The sequence below is a fragment of the Salinimicrobium marinum genome (genome assembly GCF_014651535.1).
GTDB classification, from domain to species: domain Bacteria; phylum Bacteroidota; class Bacteroidia; order Flavobacteriales; family Flavobacteriaceae; genus Salinimicrobium; species Salinimicrobium marinum.
Genome location: NZ_BMXB01000001.1, coordinates 206,090 through 226,050 on the forward strand (window position 1 = coordinate 206,090; position 19,961 = coordinate 226,050).

Annotated in this window: 11 protein-coding genes; all 11 read left to right on the plus strand. The window is 42.1% G+C overall.

Going from position 1 to position 19,961, the window contains the following annotated elements:
• Nucleotides 1-9: 9 nt before the first annotated feature.
• The 11 genes from IE056_RS00955 (at nt 10) to IE056_RS01005 (ending at nt 19,956) form a co-directional block, all read left to right on the plus strand.
• Complete coding sequence (locus tag IE056_RS00955) at nt 10-1,143, plus strand: cytochrome c oxidase subunit II (protein WP_189602750.1); 1,134 nt, start codon at nt 10-12, stop codon at nt 1,141-1,143.
• 23 nt (nt 1,144-1,166) lie between these two features.
• Nucleotides 1,167-3,008, plus strand: a complete 1,842-nt coding sequence (locus IE056_RS00960) for a cytochrome c oxidase subunit I (RefSeq protein ID WP_189602751.1) — start codon at nt 1,167-1,169, stop codon at nt 3,006-3,008.
• 200 nt (nt 3,009-3,208) lie between these two features.
• Nucleotides 3,209-4,231 carry a Holliday junction branch migration DNA helicase RuvB gene (ruvB, locus tag IE056_RS00965; protein ID WP_189602752.1) on the plus strand — a complete coding sequence of 341 codons (1,023 nt, stop codon included), beginning with the start codon at nt 3,209-3,211 and terminating at the stop codon, nt 4,229-4,231.
• Between the two features lie 35 nt (nt 4,232-4,266).
• Nucleotides 4,267-5,601, plus strand: a complete 1,335-nt coding sequence (locus IE056_RS00970) for a cytochrome P450 (protein WP_189602753.1) — start codon at nt 4,267-4,269, stop codon at nt 5,599-5,601.
• The gene (queG, locus tag IE056_RS00975) at nt 5,588-6,514 is read left to right on the plus strand and encodes a tRNA epoxyqueuosine(34) reductase QueG (protein ID WP_189602754.1); all 927 of its coding nucleotides are present in this window, start codon (nt 5,588-5,590) and stop codon (nt 6,512-6,514) included. The genes IE056_RS00970 and queG overlap by 14 nt, the downstream gene beginning before the upstream one ends.
• Nucleotides 6,515-6,741: 227 nt before the next feature.
• The gene (locus IE056_RS00980) at nt 6,742-8,664 is read left to right on the plus strand and encodes a trehalase family glycosidase (protein WP_229793605.1); all 1,923 of its coding nucleotides are present in this window, start codon (nt 6,742-6,744) and stop codon (nt 8,662-8,664) included.
• A gap of 157 nt (nt 8,665-8,821) precedes the next feature.
• A complete protein-coding gene (locus IE056_RS00985) occupies nt 8,822-11,113 on the plus strand; it encodes an NADP-dependent malic enzyme (protein WP_189602755.1) in 2,292 nt (763 codons plus the stop codon).
• A 238-nt stretch (nt 11,114-11,351) separates the two neighbouring features.
• A complete protein-coding gene (gene ruvA, locus IE056_RS00990) occupies nt 11,352-11,933 on the plus strand; it encodes a Holliday junction branch migration protein RuvA (protein ID WP_189602756.1) in 582 nt (193 codons plus the stop codon).
• 5 nt (nt 11,934-11,938) lie between these two features.
• Nucleotides 11,939-19,111 (plus strand): T9SS outer membrane translocon Sov/SprA, encoded by a 7,173-nt coding sequence (gene sov / locus IE056_RS00995; protein WP_189602757.1) that lies wholly within the window; start codon nt 11,939-11,941, stop codon nt 19,109-19,111.
• Nucleotides 19,112-19,172: 61 nt separating this feature from the next.
• Nucleotides 19,173-19,553 carry a glycine cleavage system protein GcvH gene (gene gcvH, locus IE056_RS01000; RefSeq protein ID WP_189602758.1) on the plus strand — a complete coding sequence of 127 codons (381 nt, stop codon included), beginning with the start codon at nt 19,173-19,175 and terminating at the stop codon, nt 19,551-19,553.
• Nucleotides 19,543-19,956, plus strand: a complete 414-nt coding sequence (locus tag IE056_RS01005) for a VanZ family protein (RefSeq protein WP_189602759.1) — start codon at nt 19,543-19,545, stop codon at nt 19,954-19,956. Before gcvH ends, IE056_RS01005 begins: the two co-directional genes overlap by 11 nt.
• The last annotated feature ends 5 nt before the right edge of the window (nt 19,957-19,961 follow it).

The following is a 19,961-nucleotide window of genomic DNA, read 5'->3' on the forward strand; positions in this document are numbered from 1 at the left end:
AATTATAAAATGACAGTATTTCTAATCATTATAGTAGTAGCGCTTTTTGCGATAACTGTTTGGCAATTGTCTAAGATATATCAGTTATCCAGGGATACGAATACCATAGATTCGACTCAGGTAGCTACCGACAAGGATAATAAGACTCAGGGGAACCTGATGCTCGCATTTGGTATTGCTTTTTATATCTTTATGCTTTATAACTTCTGGAACTTTGGAAACAGGGCGTTGCCTGCGGCTTCTTCAGAGCACGGTGCAGATTATGATAACCTCATGCTGATTTCCATGGTACTTATTATGTTTGTTCAGGTAATAACCCAGGGGTTACTGCATTATTTTGCATTTAAATACAAAGGAAGGAAAGGGCAAAAAGCTTTATTCTTTGCTGATAATGATAAGCTTGAATTTGTCTGGACTATCATCCCTGTAATTGTACTTTCAGGATTAATTATTTACGGATTGTTTACATGGTCAGACATTATGGATATTGAAGATGAGGAAGATCCAATCGTAATTGAATTGTATGCAAAACAATTTAGCTGGCATGCCCGTTATGCCGGAGAAGATAATGTTTTGGGTAAAGCTAACGTTCGTTTTATTGAAGGAGCAAACACGTTAGGGGTTGATGTAAGTGACTCTTATGCACATGACGATAAAGTGACAGGTGAAATTCACCTGCCTGTGGGACGACCTGTTATTTTTAAAATGAGATCTCAGGATGTGCTTCACTCTGCTTATTTTCCTCATTTCCGTGCGCAGATGAACGTTGTTCCGGGTATGATCACTCAATTCGGATTTACCCCTACGCAAACCACCGATGAGATAAGGGAAACCGAATATATGGTTGATAAAATTGACCAGATAGGTGAGATACGAAGAGAGAGAAGTGAAGAGCTAATGGCTGCCGGAGAGGAACCATTATCAGATTATACCGAATTTGATTACTACCTGCTATGTAACAAAATTTGTGGGGTTGCACATTACAACATGCAAATGAAAGTGGTTGTGGAAACAGAAGAGGAATTTAATGCCTGGATAGCAGAACAGCAGGAATTCATTGACACCATAGAATCTGAGGACACTCAAAATCCGGCAGATAGTGGAAATGTAGAGGGCGAGGAAGTAGCTCAAGTTGAAAATTAAATTTAAAGTTAAGAATTAGAACTATGTCAGCAGTAGGACACGCACCGGTTAATAATGCTCACGATGACCACGGTCACCACCATAAAGAGACGTTCATAACGAAGTATATTTTCAGTATGGACCACAAGATGATCGCTAAGCAGTACTTGTTTACAGCTTTGATCATGGGTATTATTGGAATCACAATGTCTATCTTCTTCCGTATGCAACTGGCATGGCCGGAAGAGTCTTTTAAAGTATTTGAGATCTTTCTTGGAAAATGGGCTCCGGGAGGAGTAATGAGTCAGGAAGTTTATCTCGCGCTGGTAACCATTCACGGTACCATCATGGTGTTTTTTGTGCTTACCCAGGGATTAAGTGGTACTTTTAGTAACCTCTTGATTCCGCTTCAGATTGGTGCAAGAGATATGGCATCAGGATTTATGAACATGCTTTCTTACTGGTTGTTCTTTATCTCCTGTATCATTATGCTTGGGTCTTTATTCGTCGAATCCGGTCCTGCTTCTGCAGGATGGACCATCTATCCGCCTCTAAGTGCACTGCCACAGGCTATTGGTGGGTCTGGATTGGGGATGACGCTTTGGTTAGTTTCTATGGCTATATTCATTGCATCTTCTCTGCTTGGATCTCTAAACTATATTGTTACCGTTTTAAATTTAAGGACGAAAGGTCTTTCAATGACCCGCCTTCCTCTTACTATATGGGCTCTTTTTGTTACAGCTATCATCGGGGTGGTTTCTTTCCCGGTACTTTTATCTGCTGCTTTAATGCTTATCATGGATAGAAGTTTTGGTACTTCATTCTTCCTTAGTGATATTTACCTTAAAGGTGAAGTTTTACATTACCAGGGAGGTTCACCAATTCTTTTTGAACACCTGTTCTGGTTCCTGGGACACCCGGAGGTTTACATTGTGATCCTTCCGGCGATGGGTATCGCTTCAGAAATTCTTGCGACCAATGCCCGTAAACCAATTTTTGGATATCGAGCAATGATCGCTTCTATCCTGGCAATTGCATTTTTGTCTACCATTGTTTGGGGACACCATATGTTTGTTTCGGGAATGAACCCTTTCTTAGGTTCGGTATTTACCTTTACAACCTTATTGATCGCAATTCCTTCAGCAGTAAAAGCTTTTAACTGGATCACGACCATATGGAAAGGTAACCTGCAAATGAACCCTTCCATGTTGTTCTCTATAGGATTTGTATCAACTTTCATCACCGGAGGTTTAACAGGGATTATCCTTGGGGACAGCACACTGGATATTAACGTTCACGATACGTACTTCGTTGTGGCTCACTTCCACCTTGTAATGGGTATTTCTGCTCTTTACGGGATGTTTGCCGGAATCTACCACTGGTTCCCTAAAATGTTCGGAAGAATGATGAACAAGAATCTAGGTTTCGTTCATTTTTGGATTACCATCATTGGTGCGTACGGAATTTTCTTCCCTATGCACTTCGTGGGAATGGCCGGGTTGCCAAGAAGGTATTATAACTTTACTTCCTTCCCGTATTTTGATGACCTTGCAGACATTAACGTGCTAATTACAGTATTTACAATTATCACAGCTGCAGTTCAGTTAGTGTTCTTATATAATTTTATTGCTTCTATTTTCTACGGAAAAAAAGCACCTCAAAACCCATGGAAATCCAATTCACTGGAATGGACTACTCCGGTGGAGCCTATCCATGGAAACTGGCCTGGAGCACTTCCAACTGTGTACCGTTGGCCATACGATTACAGTAAAACCAATGAAAATGGGGAATATGTAATTCCGGGGCAGGATTTCGTGCCTCAGAATGTTCCACTTCAGGAAAACGAGGAAGAATTAGGACATGGAAATGTGGTAGGGAATCCTTAATCACATTCCGAATTTCATATAAAGAAACCCCGCAAAATATTTTGCGGGGTTTTCTATTTTAGTTTATAAATGATATGGAAAGAGTATCAGGGATGCAATCTTTTTCCTGAAACTAAGAGAACTGTGCATGAGATATAAAGACAGGCTTATTATTTGAACAGGCTTTTTTCTTTTATATTTGCGGAACTATATGATACGCTATGAATGAACACCTGGATCCTACCGGAGATAGTTTTTCTTCTGAAGAACTTGATATCGAAAGAGCTTTAAGGCCGCTCGAATTTGATGATTTTGCAGGTCAGGATCAGGTATTGGATAACCTGAAGGTTTTTGTTGAGGCAGCTAATCTAAGGGGGGAAGCTCTTGATCACACCTTGTTTCACGGTCCTCCGGGATTAGGGAAAACTACCCTTGCACACATTCTGGCAAACGAGCTGAACGTAGGTATAAAGGTGACCTCAGGTCCTGTTCTTGATAAACCCGGAGATCTTGCCGGATTGTTGACCAATCTTGAAGAAAGGGATGTGTTGTTCATTGATGAAATCCACCGGCTGAGCTCTGTAGTGGAAGAATATCTTTATTCGGCCATGGAAGATTACAAGATCGACATTATGATCGAAAGCGGACCCAATGCACGCTCTGTTCAGATCAATCTCAACCCGTTTACTTTAATTGGAGCTACTACCCGTTCTGGTCTTCTTACTGCGCCTATGAGGGCAAGGTTTGGGATTTCCAGCCGATTACAATATTATACAACGGAGCTGCTTTCTGACATTGTGCAACGGAGTGCCGAAATTCTTAAAGTGCCAATTGCTTTGGATGCAGCAATTGAAATCGCCGGACGTAGCAGGGGAACGCCGCGAATTGCGAATGCCCTTTTGAGAAGGGTGCGGGATTTTGCGCAGATCAAGGGGAACGGAAAAATAGATCTTGAGATCGCACAATATAGCTTGAAGGCGCTCAATGTGGATGCACATGGGCTGGACGAAATGGATAATAAGATCCTTACTACCATTATTGATAAATTTAAAGGAGGGCCGGTAGGAATTACCACTCTCGCTACTGCGGTAAGTGAAAGCGCCGAAACAATTGAAGAGGTATATGAGCCATTTTTGATCCAGCAGGGATTCATCATGCGTACGCCCCGCGGCAGGGAAGTTACGGAGGCCGCATACAAACACCTGGGGCGTATAAAAGGGAATATCCAGGGAGGTTTGTTTTAGGCTTTTCAGGATTTCCGTAAAAAAGAAGAAGAGTTATGGAGAAGAAGGAAATCCCAACGGTTTCAATGTTTAAGTTTTTTACGAGTGCGGCAGGAATTTTAAAGAATCCGTTGCCGTTCCACCACAGTAATTTCGAAAAACACGGAGATACTTTCCAGTTGCATCTTGGTTTTGGAAGGAAGATCATCTTTTCCAGGGATGCTGGATTTGCAGAATATGCACTTCAGAAAAATCAGAAAAACTATAAGAAATCTCCCATCCAGACGCAGGATATGGCCAAATATCTTGGGGAAGGATTACTTACCGCCGAAGGAGAACTCTGGAAAAAACAACGCAAACTTATCCAGCCTGCTTTTCATAAGAAGCAACTGGCGAACCTTCTGGATAGTATAAAATCTGCCATAGTAGTTGAGCTGGACAAGATCAGGACAGATCAGCCCATGGATATATTTCCTGTTTTTAACGATTTGGCTTTTCAAACGGTAGTAAAATCCTTGTTCAGTAGTGCTGTGGGGCAACACGAGATCAACCGACTTCAGTATATTACTGAAGCTGCTCAGAAAATGCTGGTACGGGAACTTAGGCAGCCATACCTTGGATGGTGGTTCCGGCTGCGGGGTAGCATTCAGAAGCATTTAGATCTAACAGAGGAGGCGCGTACCATTCTTAAAAGCATCATCGATGAACGTAAAGCCAGCGGAAAAAGGGAAGATGACCTGCTGGATATGTTGCTGGATGCCCGGTATGATGATGGCACTGCCATGGATGAAAAGCAATTGATCGATGAAATCCTGATCCTTTTTACGGCTGGCCATGAAACTACCTCCAATGCCCTAACGTTTACCTGTGAATTGCTAGCGAGAAATGTCGAAGTTCAGGAAAAAATTTTTTCAGAAGTTACCAAAGCTGAACAGGAATCAGAAAATTTAATGGAATTCTTGAGAGCCTGTCCCTACACGCAGCATGTGGTGGAAGAATCGATGAGATTGTATCCGCCGGCCTACTTCATAGATCGGGTGAATATTGATAATGACGAGTATGAGGGGAAATCCATTCCTAAAGGCTCGAGTCTTTTGTTTTCCATGTATGAAGTGCACAGGCACCCAAATTACTGGAACAATCCTGAGGAATTCAATCCGGGGCGGTTTGAGCAAACAAAAACAGATGCATATTATCCTTTTGGGGCGGGTCCCCGAAAATGTATTGGCAACAATTTTGCAATGTATGAGATGGTCATGGCAATTGCAGAGTTGATAAAACGGTATTCTATAGATGCTGAGAATTCTGCCATAGAAATTACGCCTTTAATCACGTTAAAGCCGAAAAATGCCGTTTTGAAGTTCAACAGTAGGTCAATTGAATCAAAATAATTCTCGAAATACTGCGTGGATTAAAGCTGAAGCCGAACGCCTTGGCTTCATGTCCTGTGGCATTAGTAAAGCCGCATTTTTAGAGGAGGAAGCCCCACGACTTGAAAGATGGTTGAAGGAGGGCAGACATGGAGAAATGCGTTACATGGAAAATTATTTTGATAAGCGGCTGGATCCTACCAAACTCGTGGAGGGTTCAAAAAGCGTAATTTCCCTGCTGCTGAATTATTTTCCGGAGGAGAAACAGCGTGATGATTCTTACAAGATCAGTAAATATGCCTACGGAACAGATTATCATTTTGTAATCAAGGATAAATTGAAAAGACTGATGCAGTTTATTCAGGAAGAGATCGGGGAGGTAGACGGAAGAGCATTTGTCGATTCGGCACCCGTTCTGGATAAAGCCTGGGCAGCAAAAAGCGGACTCGGTTGGATCGGAAAAAATTCAAACTTACTCTCCAAAAAAACCGGATCCTTCTTTTTTATAGCCGAATTGATCGTGGACCTCGATCTTGACTATGATACACCTGTTACCGATCACTGCGGAAGTTGTACTGCCTGTATTGATGCCTGCCCCACGCAGGCCATTGTGGAGCCTTATAAAGTAGATGGCAGCAAATGTATTTCCTATTTCACTATCGAGCTTAAAGAGGAACTGCCGCAGGAAATGAAGGGAAAATTTGATGATTGGATGTTTGGCTGCGATATATGTCAGGATGTTTGCCCCTGGAACAGGTTTTCAAAACCACATAATGAACCACTTTTTGATCCCAATCCCGATCTATTGAGTATGACAAAGCAGGACTGGGAGGAGATCACCGAAGATGTTTTCCGCAAAGTTTTTAAAAAATCGGCTGTTAAAAGGACCAAGTACAGCGGACTTACAAGAAATATAGATTTTTTAAAAAGTTAAATTCTTCCTGGGCCAATTCTGCAGCAACCAGCCAATTTCAATTCTCGCTGGCTCTTCATTAAAGCATTCTTTAGTATCTTTAGATTCAGGACATTCTGTGACCACTATTGCTTTGTTCACTTACAGGAGAATAGTTAATTCTTCCTGTTCTGTTTAAAAAAATAAATAGAGGCAAACGAGCGGTAGTAGGCGAATCATAATACATGTTTTATTAAAAAATGCCAGTTATGAAAAAAATCATATTCACACTAATAATTTTTATAATGATATATCCCGGAATAATGAATTCCCAAAACAGTGAATTTACTTTAGAGGTAGAACCCACTTTCCAGAGGCTGGTCTCTGTGGCCGATACCGATGCAGATAAGAAGATCACTGTCGAGGACCAGAAAAATCCCGATTTCTATCTTATTGATTCCAACGGAAAGAAAGTTCCGGTTCAAAGAACCTATTATTTGTCAAATCTGCTGCAGGAGCTGGCTCAGGCCAGGGCAGAAGGAAAAGATAGTTTGTCAATCACATTGGATGAGATCCAGGTACCGCCATCCAGGAGGATTTCAGAAAGAATAGAAAATTTCTTCTGGGATGACCTTACGAGAACCATCGATCGGGAAGGTATTACCCGCATCCTGGAGGATACAAAAGCATCAGATGGGGTGCAAAGGATCTATGTACCTTATGGCGACCAGGAAGGAATAGATTATTTTCGAGACCTTCAGGAGGAACTGGGATTTGAAATGGTGATTCTTCCGGAGGAAATTACTCCGGAATATGTAAAGTCCATAAATACAAAGCCGGGAATCCTGGCACTGGCGCTCGAAGACGGTGAGGGCGTGCCATTTGTTGTTCCGGGAGGAAGGTTTAACGAAATGTACGGCTGGGACAGTTATTTTGAAGGCGTGGGCCTACTGGTGGATGACAGGATTGATCTTGCCAAAGCCATGGTTGAAAATTTTGTGTATCAGATCAACCACTACGGAAAGATCCTGAATGCAAATCGTTCTTATTATCTCACCCGAACCCAGCCTCCGTTTATGTCTTCATTCGTGCGGGAGGTATATGAAGCCATGGCAGAAGATGACAAAGAATGGTTGCGTACTTCCCTTGAAGCTGCTGTCAAAGAGTACGAGCAGGTATGGATGGAAGAAGGGAAGCGCCTTACAGAAAACGGCCTGAACCGCTATTTTGCTGAAGGGTTAAGGATTCCGCCAGAAACTGAGGAAGGGCATTTTGAAGAAGTCCTGAAGGAATTTGCAGCCAAACACAACATGCCGGTAGATGAATTTGAACAAAAATTTCAGGAAGGAATCATTGAAGATAAAGCTTTGGATCAGTATTTTGTACACGACAGAACCCTTCGGGAAAGTGGCCATGATACCTCCTGGAGGCTGGAAAATAGGGCAGCTCATCTTAACACGGTTGATCTTAATTCCCTTCTCTACAAATATGAAAAAGATTTTGCGTACCTCATTGATGAATATTTTGAAGGGGAATTCATCCACTCCTCCGGAAGGGTTTACACCCCCGAGTACTGGAGCAAGAAAGCAGAGACGAGAAAAAAGTTGATGAACCGTTATCTATGGAATGAAGAGGAGGGAAGTTTCTTCGACTATAATTTTAAAAAAGGAGAACAAACGGGATATATTTCAGCAACCAATTTTTATCCGCTTTGGTCCAAAATGGCTTCGGAAGAGCAGGCTCAAAAAATGGTGGAAAACCTGATGTCCCATCTTAAAGCAACCGGAGGGATCCTCTCGAGTGCAAAAGTTTCTGTGGAACAGGAAGCGACCAATGAGGTGCAGCGGCAATGGGATTATCCCAATGGCTGGGCACCACACCAGATGTTGTTGTGGAAAGGCCTTTTACACTACGGATATGAAGAGGAAGCGCAGGAATTGATCTACCGCTGGTTATGGATGATCACCAGGAATGCAGTGGATTACAACGGAACAATTCCCGAGAAATATGACGTCGTAGATGCTACCCATAAGGTCTATGCCGAATATGGAAATGTGGGAACAGAATTCGATTATATCACCACTTCAGGATTTGGCTGGATGAATGCCTCCTATCAATTCGGGTTGGAACTTCTGGAGCCAGAATACATTGAAGAGTTAGATGAACTTACCCCGCCAGATCAAATCTTTTAGCGTAAATGAACACCACTTAATTAAAGATGGAGGAATTTTTCAGAATTTTTAAAGTCATTAGGCTTCTGCAAAGAGAGCGCTGGCGCTAAAAAACCTATTAAACTATACAGCATGACCCGAAACTAATTACCTTTGTAGCTTCTGAAAAATACGAAATATGACGAATGAAAGAAAAAGGCGTGAAGCACTGGTATATCACGCAAAGCCCTACCCTGGTAAGATTCAGGTAGTTCCCACTAAGAAATATTCTACTCAAAGGGATCTCTCTTTAGCGTATTCTCCGGGGGTGGCAGAGCCTTGTCTTGAGATCGAAAAAAATAAAGAAAACGTATATAAATATACAACCAAAGGTAATCTGGTGGCTGTGATTTCTAACGGAACTGCCGTTCTGGGTCTTGGTGATATAGGTCCAGAAGCTTCCAAACCAGTGATGGAAGGGAAGGGCCTGCTATTTAAAATATTTTCTGATATAGATGTTTTTGACATAGAAGTAGACACCAAAGATGTGGACGCTTTTGTAGAGACTGTAAAAAACATCGCCCCTACTTTTGGGGGGATAAACCTTGAAGATATTGCTGCGCCCGAAGCTTTTGAGATTGAAAGAAGACTTAAGGAAGAGCTGGATATTCCGGTAATGCACGATGACCAGCATGGAACTGCAATAATCTCTTCTGCAGCGCTTTTAAATGCGCTGGAGCTTGCAAAGAAAAAAATTGAAAAGGTAAAGGTGGTGGTATCCGGAGCTGGATCGGCTGCAATTGCCTGTACGAAACTGTATGTGCTGCTTGGGGTAAAAAAGGAAAATATCGTCATGTTCGATTCCAAAGGATTGATCCATGAGAAGAGAATTGACCTGTCTGAACTGCAGCGAGATTTTGCGGTGAAAAAAGAATACGAAAACCTGGAGCATGCAATGAAAGGTGCCGATGTGTTCCTCGGTCTTTCGATTGGTGATATTGTCACCCCCGATATGCTGAAGAAAATGGCGAAAAATCCGATTGTTTTTGCAATGGCAAATCCAAATCCGGAAATTGGCTATGATCTCGCCTGTGCCACCCGTAAGGATATTATCATGGCAACAGGAAGAAGTGATCATCCTAACCAGGTAAACAATGTACTTGGTTTTCCATATATTTTTCGTGGCGCTCTTGATGTAAGAGCAACCAAGATAAATGAAGAAATGAAGATGGCAGCGGTGAAAGCCCTGGCCAAGCTGGCAAAAGAACCCGTACCGGAGCAGGTGAATATTGCATACGGAGAAACAAAACTGAATTTTGGCCGGGATTATATTATTCCGAAGCCTTTTGATCCAAGACTAATTTCTGAAGTGCCTCCTGCGGTTGCAAAAGCTGCGATGGAAAGCGGTGTGGCCAAAAATCCTATTCTCGACTGGGAAAAATACCGGGATGAGCTTATGGAAAGAATGGGTAATGATAACAAGATTACCCGTTTGCTGATGAATCGTGCTAAACTGGATCCTAAAAAAGTGGTTTTCGCAGAAGCAGACCACCTGGATGTGTTAAAAGCAGCGCAAATTGTTCATGATGAAGGAGTAGCTATTCCTGTTTTGCTGGGGAGTAAAGAAGTGATTGAAGAATTAATGCGGGAAATAGATTTTCATGCAGATGATGTTCTTATCGTCGATTCAAAATCTGATGAAGAAAAGGAGCGGCGCAACCGTTATGCACAGGTATTCTGGAAAGATCGTAACCGAAAAGGGGTTACGCTTTACGATGCCCAGTTGCTCATGAGGCAGCGCAATTATTTTGCTGCGATGATGGTGAATGAGGGAGATGCAGATGCATTATTATCGGGTTACTCGAGATCCTATCCCACGGTGCTAAAACCTATGATGGAATTGATAGGAAAAGCAAAAGGGGTGAATAGGGTTGCAGCCACCAATTTAATGAATACAGCACGTGGTCCTGTTTTTATAAGTGATACTTCAGTAAATATTGATCCTACCGCAAAAGAACTTGCCAAAATAGCACAAATGACGGCCACGACCGTAAAGCTTTTTGGAATGGACCCGGTGATCGCAATGATCTCTTATGCCAATTTTGGTTCCTCCAGGAATGAAAAAGCTCATAAGGTAAAAGAGGCAGTAGATTATTTACACAGATTTTATCCAGATCTTGTAGTGGATGGGGAAATGCAAACCGATTTTGCTCTGAATAAAGAAATGCTTCAAAAGAAATTTCCGTTTTCCAAACTGGCAGGAAAAAAGGTAAATACGTTGATTTTTCCTAACCTGGATTCCGGTAACAGTACTTATAAACTACTAAAGGAACTGAACAAGGCAGAATCTGTAGGCCCAATCCTGATGGGAATGAAAAAACCGGTCCATATTCTGCAGCTGGGAGCGAGCGTGGAGGAGATGGTGAATATGGCAGCAGTTGCTGTGGTAGATGCTCAGGAAAAGGAAAAAAGAGCGAGAAAAGAAGCATAGTTCTTCTTCAAAAATCATAGGAGGCTGTCTAAAAAGCACATTTAACGTCAACCTCTCCCGAAGCTTTGGGAGTATTGGGTTCTAAGAAATTCTGAAATTCAGAAGGACGATTTTAAAGCTTTCTAGACAGTTTTTTTATGGCCAAATACGGCAGGATTCCCTGCTTTTATCTTGTTTATTCCTGTTTCGTCATCCCGTTTATTTTACTACTTTTGAGCTTCTTAACTTTATTTTTTAAATGATCCACCATCTTAAAGGCAAATTGGTTGAAAAAAACCCGACGAATGTAGTCATTGACTGCAATGGAGTGGGATATTTTGTTCATATTTCCCTGCATACTTATTCGCTGCTTCCGGCTTCCGAAGCGGTGCATCTTTACACGCATCTTCAGGTGAAAGAGGACTCTCAAACCCTTTTTGGTTTCAAGGAGAAAAGTGAACGGGAGATCTTCAGGTTATTGATCTCTGTTTCAGGAGTTGGGGCGAGTACAGCCCGTAGCATGTTATCTTCTTTAGATCCTCAGCAAATCATGGAAGCAATTGCTTCGGGGGATGTTGCTACAATTCAGGGTATCAAGGGGATAGGTGCAAAAACAGCTCAAAGGGTTATACTTGATCTTAAGGATAAGATTATGAAGGTGTCTGGATTGGATGAAGTTTCAACACCACAAAGCAATACAAGTCGTGAAGAAGCGTTATCAGCTTTAGAAACACTGGGGTACACCCGTAAACAATCTGAGAAAGTGATTGATAAGATTATTAAAAACTCACCAGATTCTACGGTGGAATCTCTCATTAAGCTTGCATTAAAAAACCTATAATACCTTTGAGGCAGAACCATATATTCAGGTTTTCACTAACAGGAACCCTCAGCATTTTATTTGTACTGGTTCTTTCTGTTTCAGCTGCTGCCCAGGAAACAGAAACGCCGCAGGACACTACGCAAACAGATACCTTGCGGGGCCCTTCTCTGGGAAGGCTACAGTTGCCGCAACCTGCCAGTATCATGTCTTCTTACGAGTATGATCCTGTAATGGACAGGTATATTTATACCGAAACTCTTGGCAGTTTTAATATTTCCACTCCACTTATTCTCACTCCCGAAGAATATGAACAGCTGGTGATGGAGGAAGAGATGCAGCGTTATTTTCAGCAAAAATCTGATGCCCTATCGGGCAGAAAAGAGGGTAGTGAAGAAGACCAGCGAAATTTGTTGCCTAATTTTTATGTAGATTCTAATTTCTTTGAAAGCATTTTTGGAGGTGGGGAAATTGAATTGATCCCGCAGGGATCTGTTGCTTTAGACCTTGGGGTGCTTTACTCCAAAAGGGATAATCCAGCATTTTCTCCGCGAAACCGAAGTACCTTTACCTTCGATTTTGATCAGAGAATTCAGCTGAGTCTTTTAGGTCAGGTGGGGGAAAGATTACAGGTAACTGCCAATTACGACACCGAGTCCACATTTGACTTTCAAAACCAGTTAAAGCTGGAATACACTCCTACCGAAGATGATATCATCCGGAAGATCGAAGTCGGAAATATTAGCATGCCGCTTAATTCTGCTCTCATTCAGGGGGCCCAAAGTCTCTTTGGTTTTAAAACTGAACTGCAGTTCGGAAAAACCCGCATCACCGGAGTCTTTTCTGAACAAAAATCTGAAAGACGTACCGTGAATGTGGAAGGTGGGGCCGCAGTGCAGGAGTTTGACCGTTTCGCGCTGGAATATGATGAAGACCGCCACTTTTTCCTGGCTCATTACTTCAGGGACCATTATGATGAAGCTTTAAAAGATTATCCTTTTATAAACAGTAATGTACAGATCACCCGAATCCAGGTGTGGGTAACGAACAGGTCTAATAATGTTCAAAACTTAACCGATGCGAGAAATATTGTAGGGATTCAGGATTTAGGGGAGAGTCCGGTTCCTGGAAACATCGGAATTGAAAATCCTCCTGCCGGATTTTTTAATAGTCCTGCAGGTGCATATACCGATAATAAAAATAACGACCTGAACCCTTTTGGTATCAATGGTGCCGAAGAATCGGTTCTCAATTCTGCCATCCGTGATATTGCAACGGTACAAAGCGGCTTTGGAGGTTTGCGGGTTTCAGAAGGAACAGATTACGTGAAGCTGGAGAACGCAAGGCAGTTAAATTCTTCAGATTACAGGTTGAACAACCGGTTGGGATATATTTCCTTAAATCAGCGATTAACAAATGATGAAATTCTTGCGGTAGCTTTTCAGTATACGGTGAACGGGCAGGTATATCAGGTAGGAGAATTTGCCAATGATGGGATCGATGCCACTCCCGGTGGCGGGGATTCGGGAGCTGCCGTTAATCAGAATCTTGTGGTTAAACTTCTTAAAAGTTCTGTGATCAATGTGGAGGAGCCGGTATGGGACCTTATGATGAAAAACATCTACAGTCTGGGTGCATATCAGCTGGACAGGGATGATTTCAGAATGAATATTTTATATACAGATCCGCAGCCACTTAACTATATCTCGGGAGTGGAGGGCGAACCCTTACCCGAAGATGTGGAAGAGACTACTTTGCTGAGGGTTTTTAATCTCGATAATCTCAATATCAACGGTGATCCCATTGTTGGGGGAGATGGATTTTTTGATTTTGTCCCCGGCCTTACGATAGATCCCGAAGCCGGAAATATCATTTTTACTTCTGTAGAGCCTTTTGGAGAATACCTGTTCAACAAGCTTGACCAGAATCCTAACGGAGGCCCTGAAGATTATAACATTCCTGAAACCTATAATGCCAACCAGGAACGGTACGTATTCCGGGCGATGTATGAAACTACCAAGACGCAGGCAGAGCAGTTACAGGCCGACAAAAATAAATTTCAGTTAAAAGGACGGTATAAATCATCCAATGTGGAAGGGATTCCTATTGGAGCTTTTAATGTTCCGCAGGGTTCGGTAACGGTGACTGCAGGAGGAAGAGTGCTTCAGGAAGGTGTAGATTATGTGGTGAATTATCAGTTTGGACGAGTCCAGATCCTTGATGAAAGCTTGCTGGCTTCCAATATTCCAATTCAGGTTTCTACAGAAAACAATGCGTTGTTCGGGCAGCAAACCAAAAGGTTTACAGGGTTCCATGTGGAGCATCAGTTTACCGAAAATTTTCTGATTGGGGGTACATATTTGAATCTGAATGAACGGCCTATCACCCAAAAGGCAAACTACGGATATGAGCCTATTAACAACTCGATCTATGGGTTTAACCTGAATTACTCTACAGAAGTTCCCTTTCTTACCCGGATGGTGAACAAACTGCCAAATATTGATACAGATGTTCCTTCCAATTTATCATTGCGTGGAGAAGTGGCATTTCTGGATCCCGGTTCTCCTAAAGGTAGTGATTTTGAAGGAAGAACCACCACGTATATTGATGATTTTGAAGCGGCACAAACTTCCATTTCTGTTTTGAATCCCTTAGGATGGGAATTATCCAGTGTTCCGCTAGAATTTGGTGGAGAAAGGGCTAACGGAGATCTGGCAGTGGGTTATCGCCGGGCAAAGTTGTCGTGGTACAGTATAGATCCTGTTTTCTATAGCAGCCAGAGACCTTCGGGAGTTACAGATTCAGATTTGTCAAGTTATGCTACCAGGCGGGTATTTCTGGATGAGATTTTCCCTAATGTGGATGTGGTGCAGGGGCAGTCGCAGGTGCTTTATACCCTCGACCTTGATTACCGTCCTTCAGTTCGTGGGCCATACAATTATAATCCTGCTGCGGCGGGAGGAAACAATCTTCCAAACCCCGAACAGAACTTTGCGGGAATTTCCAGAGCAGTGAACTCCACCAATTTTGAGCAGAGCAATGTGGAATTCATTGAATTCTGGATGATGGATCCTTTTATTTATTCTGAAAATACTAATAATAATGGCGGGACAATAAAATTCAACCTTGGAAATATTTCTGAAGATGTTTTGAAAGACGGAAGAAAACAATATGAAAACGGACTTCCACCAACGGGTGGGGAGCTAAATACTTCTTCTACTGCTTATGGAAAAGTACCTTCCAACCAGTCGCTCATCTATGCTTTTAATACCGAAGGGCAGGAAAGAGAAAATCAGGATGTTGGTTTTGATGGATTGGATGACAATGAGGAAGCAGTGAGGTTTCCGGCTTTTGCGAGTCTGGAAGATCCGTCGGCAGATAATTATGCCTATTTTCTTGAAAATGAAGGGGGTATCAGGGAACGCTATTCAAATTATAACGGTACAGAAGGGAATTCTCCTGCAAATGTTTCTAATGATAGCAGGGGGAATACCACCCTTCCTACGGTAGAGGATCTCAACAGGGACAATACCATGAATACGGTAGACAGCTACTTTGAATATGAAATACCCGTTTTCCCTGGAATGGGAATTGACAACAATAATTACATTACCGATGTAAAACAATTTAACACCACCTTACCTAATGGGCAGGAAATGCCGGTAAGATGGATACAGTTTAAAGTGCCTATTTATGAGCCTGCAGATGCCAAAGGCGGAATTGGGGATTTTCGATCTATCAGGTTTATGAGGATGTTTTTGACCGATTTCCGGGAGCGAACCTTATTGCGTTTCGGAACCATGGAACTGGTGCGGGGCGATTATCGCCGCTACACTCAGTCATTAGATCCCGATAAGTCCGATCCTATCAGTGAAAACACCACTTTTGAAGTAGCAGCAGTAAGTATTGAGGAAAACGAAAACCGGCAGCCGGTGCCTTACGTATTGCCTCCGGGGATTTACCGGGAAGAGTTGCTAAATAACAACACACGTATAAGGCAGAATGAACAATCTCTGTCGGTAAGGGTTTGTGATCTTGAGACACAGGATGCACGGGCAGTCTACAAGAATTTTCAGGTGGATATGCGACAGTATAAAAACCTCGAAATGTTCATACATGCAGAATCCATGGTAAACCGTCCCAGCCTGCAGGATGGAGAACTGGTGGCAATTGTAAGAATGGGAACCGATTTTACGAATAACTTCTACCAGATAGAGATTCCGTTAAAGCCTACCCGTCATGGCTCTTCTTCTGCTTCTGAAATCTGGCCGGATGAAAACAGGCTGAACCTGCCGCTGGAATTACTTCAAACGGTAAAAGCTGCAGTGATAGGAAATCCGAATTTGATATCTACCGAACTGAATTTCTTTGATGAAGAAGGAATGAATATCCCAGATCAAACTCCGTATGAACTGGACAGGATTAGAGTGGGAGTAAAAGGAAATCCGAGTTTCGGAAATATCAGGATGCTGATGCTGGGAGTTAAAAATGGTCTTCCCGATTCTAATTCAAGGGAATTGTGCGGGGAGGTTTGGTTTAATGAACTTAGACTTACCGAATTGGATAACGAAGGCGGCTGGGCTGCGATCGTGAATATGGATGCCAATGTAGCCGATTTTGCTAATATCTCTGCTACAGGAAGAAGGAGTACTGTAGGATTTGGATCTCTTGAAGAAGGACCTAACGAACGCAGCAGGGAAGATCTTCAGCAATATGATGTGGTGACTAATCTTAATATGGGCCAATTACTGCCACAAACCTGGGGAATGAGAATCCCGTTGAGTTATAGCCGCGGGGAAGAATTGATCACACCAAAATATGATCCGGAATTTCTTGATCTGGAATTGAATACTCTTCTTGACAATGCGGCCACGCCCGAAATCAGGGATGATCTAAAGGAACGGGCAGAAAATTATACCAAGAGACAAAGCGTCAATGTAATTGGTTTGCGAAAGGAGAGAACGGGTGAAGACAGTAAGCCAATGCCTTACGATATTGAGAATTTCACTGTTTCCACCAGTTACAACCAGGTGGACCATCGGGACTTTGAGATCGAAGAATCTTTTGATCAAAATGTTCGGCTGGGGGCTACCTACGATTATAATTTTGCGCCGGTTTCCATTGAACCATTAAGAAATGTAAGTGTGCTGGATAGCAGTGCTTACTTTGCACTCCTGAAAGATCTTAATTTTAATCCTTTGCCTACAAACATTTCTGCCAGTTCAAATATTTTCCGGCAGTACAATGAGCAAAAATTCAGGGAGATTAATGTACCTCCGGGATTCATCAATGGGATCCCCACTTTATATCAGCGTAACTTCCTGTTCGATTGGCAGTACACCATCAATTACAATTTAACCAAGTCGCTGAGGTTTAATTTTGATTCGTCTACCAACAGGATCATTCGTAATTATCTTGATGAAGAGAACCGACCCGATACCGACACCAGGATCTGGGACGGATTTTTTAACGTGGGGGAGCCAAATCAACATTTCCAGTCCCTGCAGGTGAATTATGATCTTCCCTTTGCTAAGATTCCTGCTCTAAATTTTGTAAGGGCTACCTATTCCTATACCGGTAATTTTGAATGGCACAGGGGCTCACAGCGATTCCAGACCCTGGAGGGAATTCCTGATCTCGGTAATACCGTTCAGAACTCGAATGCGCACCAGATAAATGCCAATCTGGAAATGCAGACATTCTACGACTATGTAGGATTAACCAAACGTGCTCCAGGTCGGGACAGGAATACCATTGAAGAAAGAAGTAAAGGTGTGCCGACGTTAGATCCTGACGGGCCGAAACCTGATGCTGCCCCGGCTGCGGGACAGGGGAACAGGCTTAGCGGTGGCGATAAAGCTTATAATACTTTTATTGGAGTTCTTACTTCCCTCAAAAAAGTACAGGTAAATTACCAGGAGAACAACGGAATTTTCCTTCCGGGTTATACTCAAAATATTGGTTTTCTCGGAACCTGGCAACCTACCCCCGGATTTACCTTCGGAAGTCAGGAGGATGTAAGATACTATGCTGCCCGAAAAGGATGGCTTACCCTGTATCAGGAATTTAATCAGCAATATTCTGAAGTGGAGAATAAGCAACTGAATTTTCAGGCCAATATGGCACTACTGCCTGATCTTACTATTGATCTAAGCGCCGGAAGAATGTATTCCGAAACTTTTAATGAAAACTTCCGGGTAGAAAATTCAGAATATATTCCACTTACCCCGCTTACGTATGGAAACTTTAATGTTTCGACTATATTGATTAAAACAGCATTCAATCAAAGTACCGCAGAATCTTCAGCAACTTTCCAGGAGTTCAGGCAGAACAGGCTAGAGATAGCGCAAAGACTGGCCGTGGAGGAAGGAAGAGATCCTAGTGTCACCGATAATGAAGGATATCCGGTAGGGTATGGGAAGAGCAGTCAAAGAGTTTTGTTGCCGGCATTTTTGGCAGCGTATTCGGGCAGCAGTGCAGATAATACTTCTTTAGGAGCCTTCAGAAATATTCCCCTGCCAAACTGGAATATAAAATACACAGGATTCATGCGCCTGGCCTGGTTTAAAAATCGATTTAAACGTTTTTCTGTAAATCATGGGTATCAGGCCGGGTATACCATAAATCAGTTTCAGACAAACCTGAATTATGATGAAGCCAATCCGCTTCAGAAAGACCAAAATGGGAATTTCATAAACAAGATGTTATTTTCAAACGTGAACTTAACCGAACAGTTTAGTCCTTTGGTGAGGATAGATATGGAAATGACGAATTCCATAAAGATTTTGGCAGATATTCAGAAGGACAGGGCGCTCTCCCTTAGTTTTGATAACAACCTGCTAACCGAAATCAATGGAAATCAATATACCCTTGGATTGGGATACAGGATCAAAGATCTTAAAATCGACACAAAATTTGGAGGACGCACACGAGTGCTTAGCAGTGACCTGAATTTTAAAGCAGATGTTTCTTACCGGCACAATGAGACAATAATAAGGTATCTTGATATTGATAATACCCAGGTCACAGCCGGTCAGGATATTTGGGCTATTAATTTTATTGCAGATTATGCCATTTCCAGAAACCTGACTGCTGCAGTTTATTACGATCACAGTTTTTCTGAATATGCTATCTCTACTGCGTTCCCGCAAACAACAATAAGGAGTGGAGTGACCCTGAGATACAATTTTGGAAATTAACAAAAGGTATTTGACCGAAAGCTTTAAAAAATTAACTTTGCTAATATCTAAAAACTAACTAATGAATATTCCACAAGACTTGAAGTACACCAAAGATCACGAATGGGTGAAAATTGATGGTGATGTTGCGACCGTAGGTATTACAGATTTCGCCCAGGGTGAATTAGGTGATATTGTTTACGTTGAAGTAGAAACTGTAGATGAAACTCTTGACAGGGAAGAGGTATTCGGAACTGTAGAGGCAGTGAAAACCGTTTCAGATCTTTTTTCTCCACTTTCAGGAGAGATCATTGAATTTAATGAGAGCCTGGAAGATGAGCCGGAAAAAGTAAATACAGATCCTTACGGGGAAGGCTGGATGGTGAAGATCAAATTTTCGGACACTTCAGAATTAGAAGATCTTTTAACTGCAGAAGAATATACAAAGGTAATTGAGGGCTAAACTTTTATTTTTATTACCTGCACTGGCTTACACCCTTGCAATAACCTATCTTTCCCTCATTAACCTTGCTGATACTCCTGTAAGTGAAATGGGAGTGAGCGATAAGTTATTGCATGGCGGGGCATACTTTGGGATGGCGCTATTGTGGCTTCTTTTTGTCGTTTTTACCTATAACAATGAGAATTTTATAAAAATTGTAGTGTATGTTTGTTTATTTACTACAGGTTTTGGTATATTTATTGAGGTTTTACAAAAGGAATTAACAGATTATCGTCAACTCGATATCTATGATATTTTTGCAAACAGTGTGGGGGCAATACTCGCAGGACTAGCAGTATATCTATTAAAGAATAATCTAATTGGGTTAAAAGCTAAGATAAATTCATTTTTAATAAAAAATTAATTATT

Coding starts and splice junctions, on each gene's coding strand:
- ruvA (WP_189602756.1), top strand. CDS start 11,352: ATGATCCACCATCTTAAAGGCAAATTGGTTGAAAAAAACCCGACGAAT.
- ruvB (WP_189602752.1), top strand. CDS start 3,209: ATGAATGAACACCTGGATCCTACCGGAGATAGTTTTTCTTCTGAAGAA.
- IE056_RS00960 (WP_189602751.1), top strand. CDS start 1,167: ATGTCAGCAGTAGGACACGCACCGGTTAATAATGCTCACGATGACCAC.
- IE056_RS00970 (WP_189602753.1), top strand. CDS start 4,267: ATGGAGAAGAAGGAAATCCCAACGGTTTCAATGTTTAAGTTTTTTACG.
- IE056_RS00955 (WP_189602750.1), top strand. CDS start 10: ATGACAGTATTTCTAATCATTATAGTAGTAGCGCTTTTTGCGATAACT.
- gcvH (WP_189602758.1), top strand. CDS start 19,173: ATGAATATTCCACAAGACTTGAAGTACACCAAAGATCACGAATGGGTG.
- IE056_RS00980 (WP_229793605.1), top strand. CDS start 6,742: ATGAAAAAAATCATATTCACACTAATAATTTTTATAATGATATATCCC.
- IE056_RS00985 (WP_189602755.1), top strand. CDS start 8,822: ATGACGAATGAAAGAAAAAGGCGTGAAGCACTGGTATATCACGCAAAG.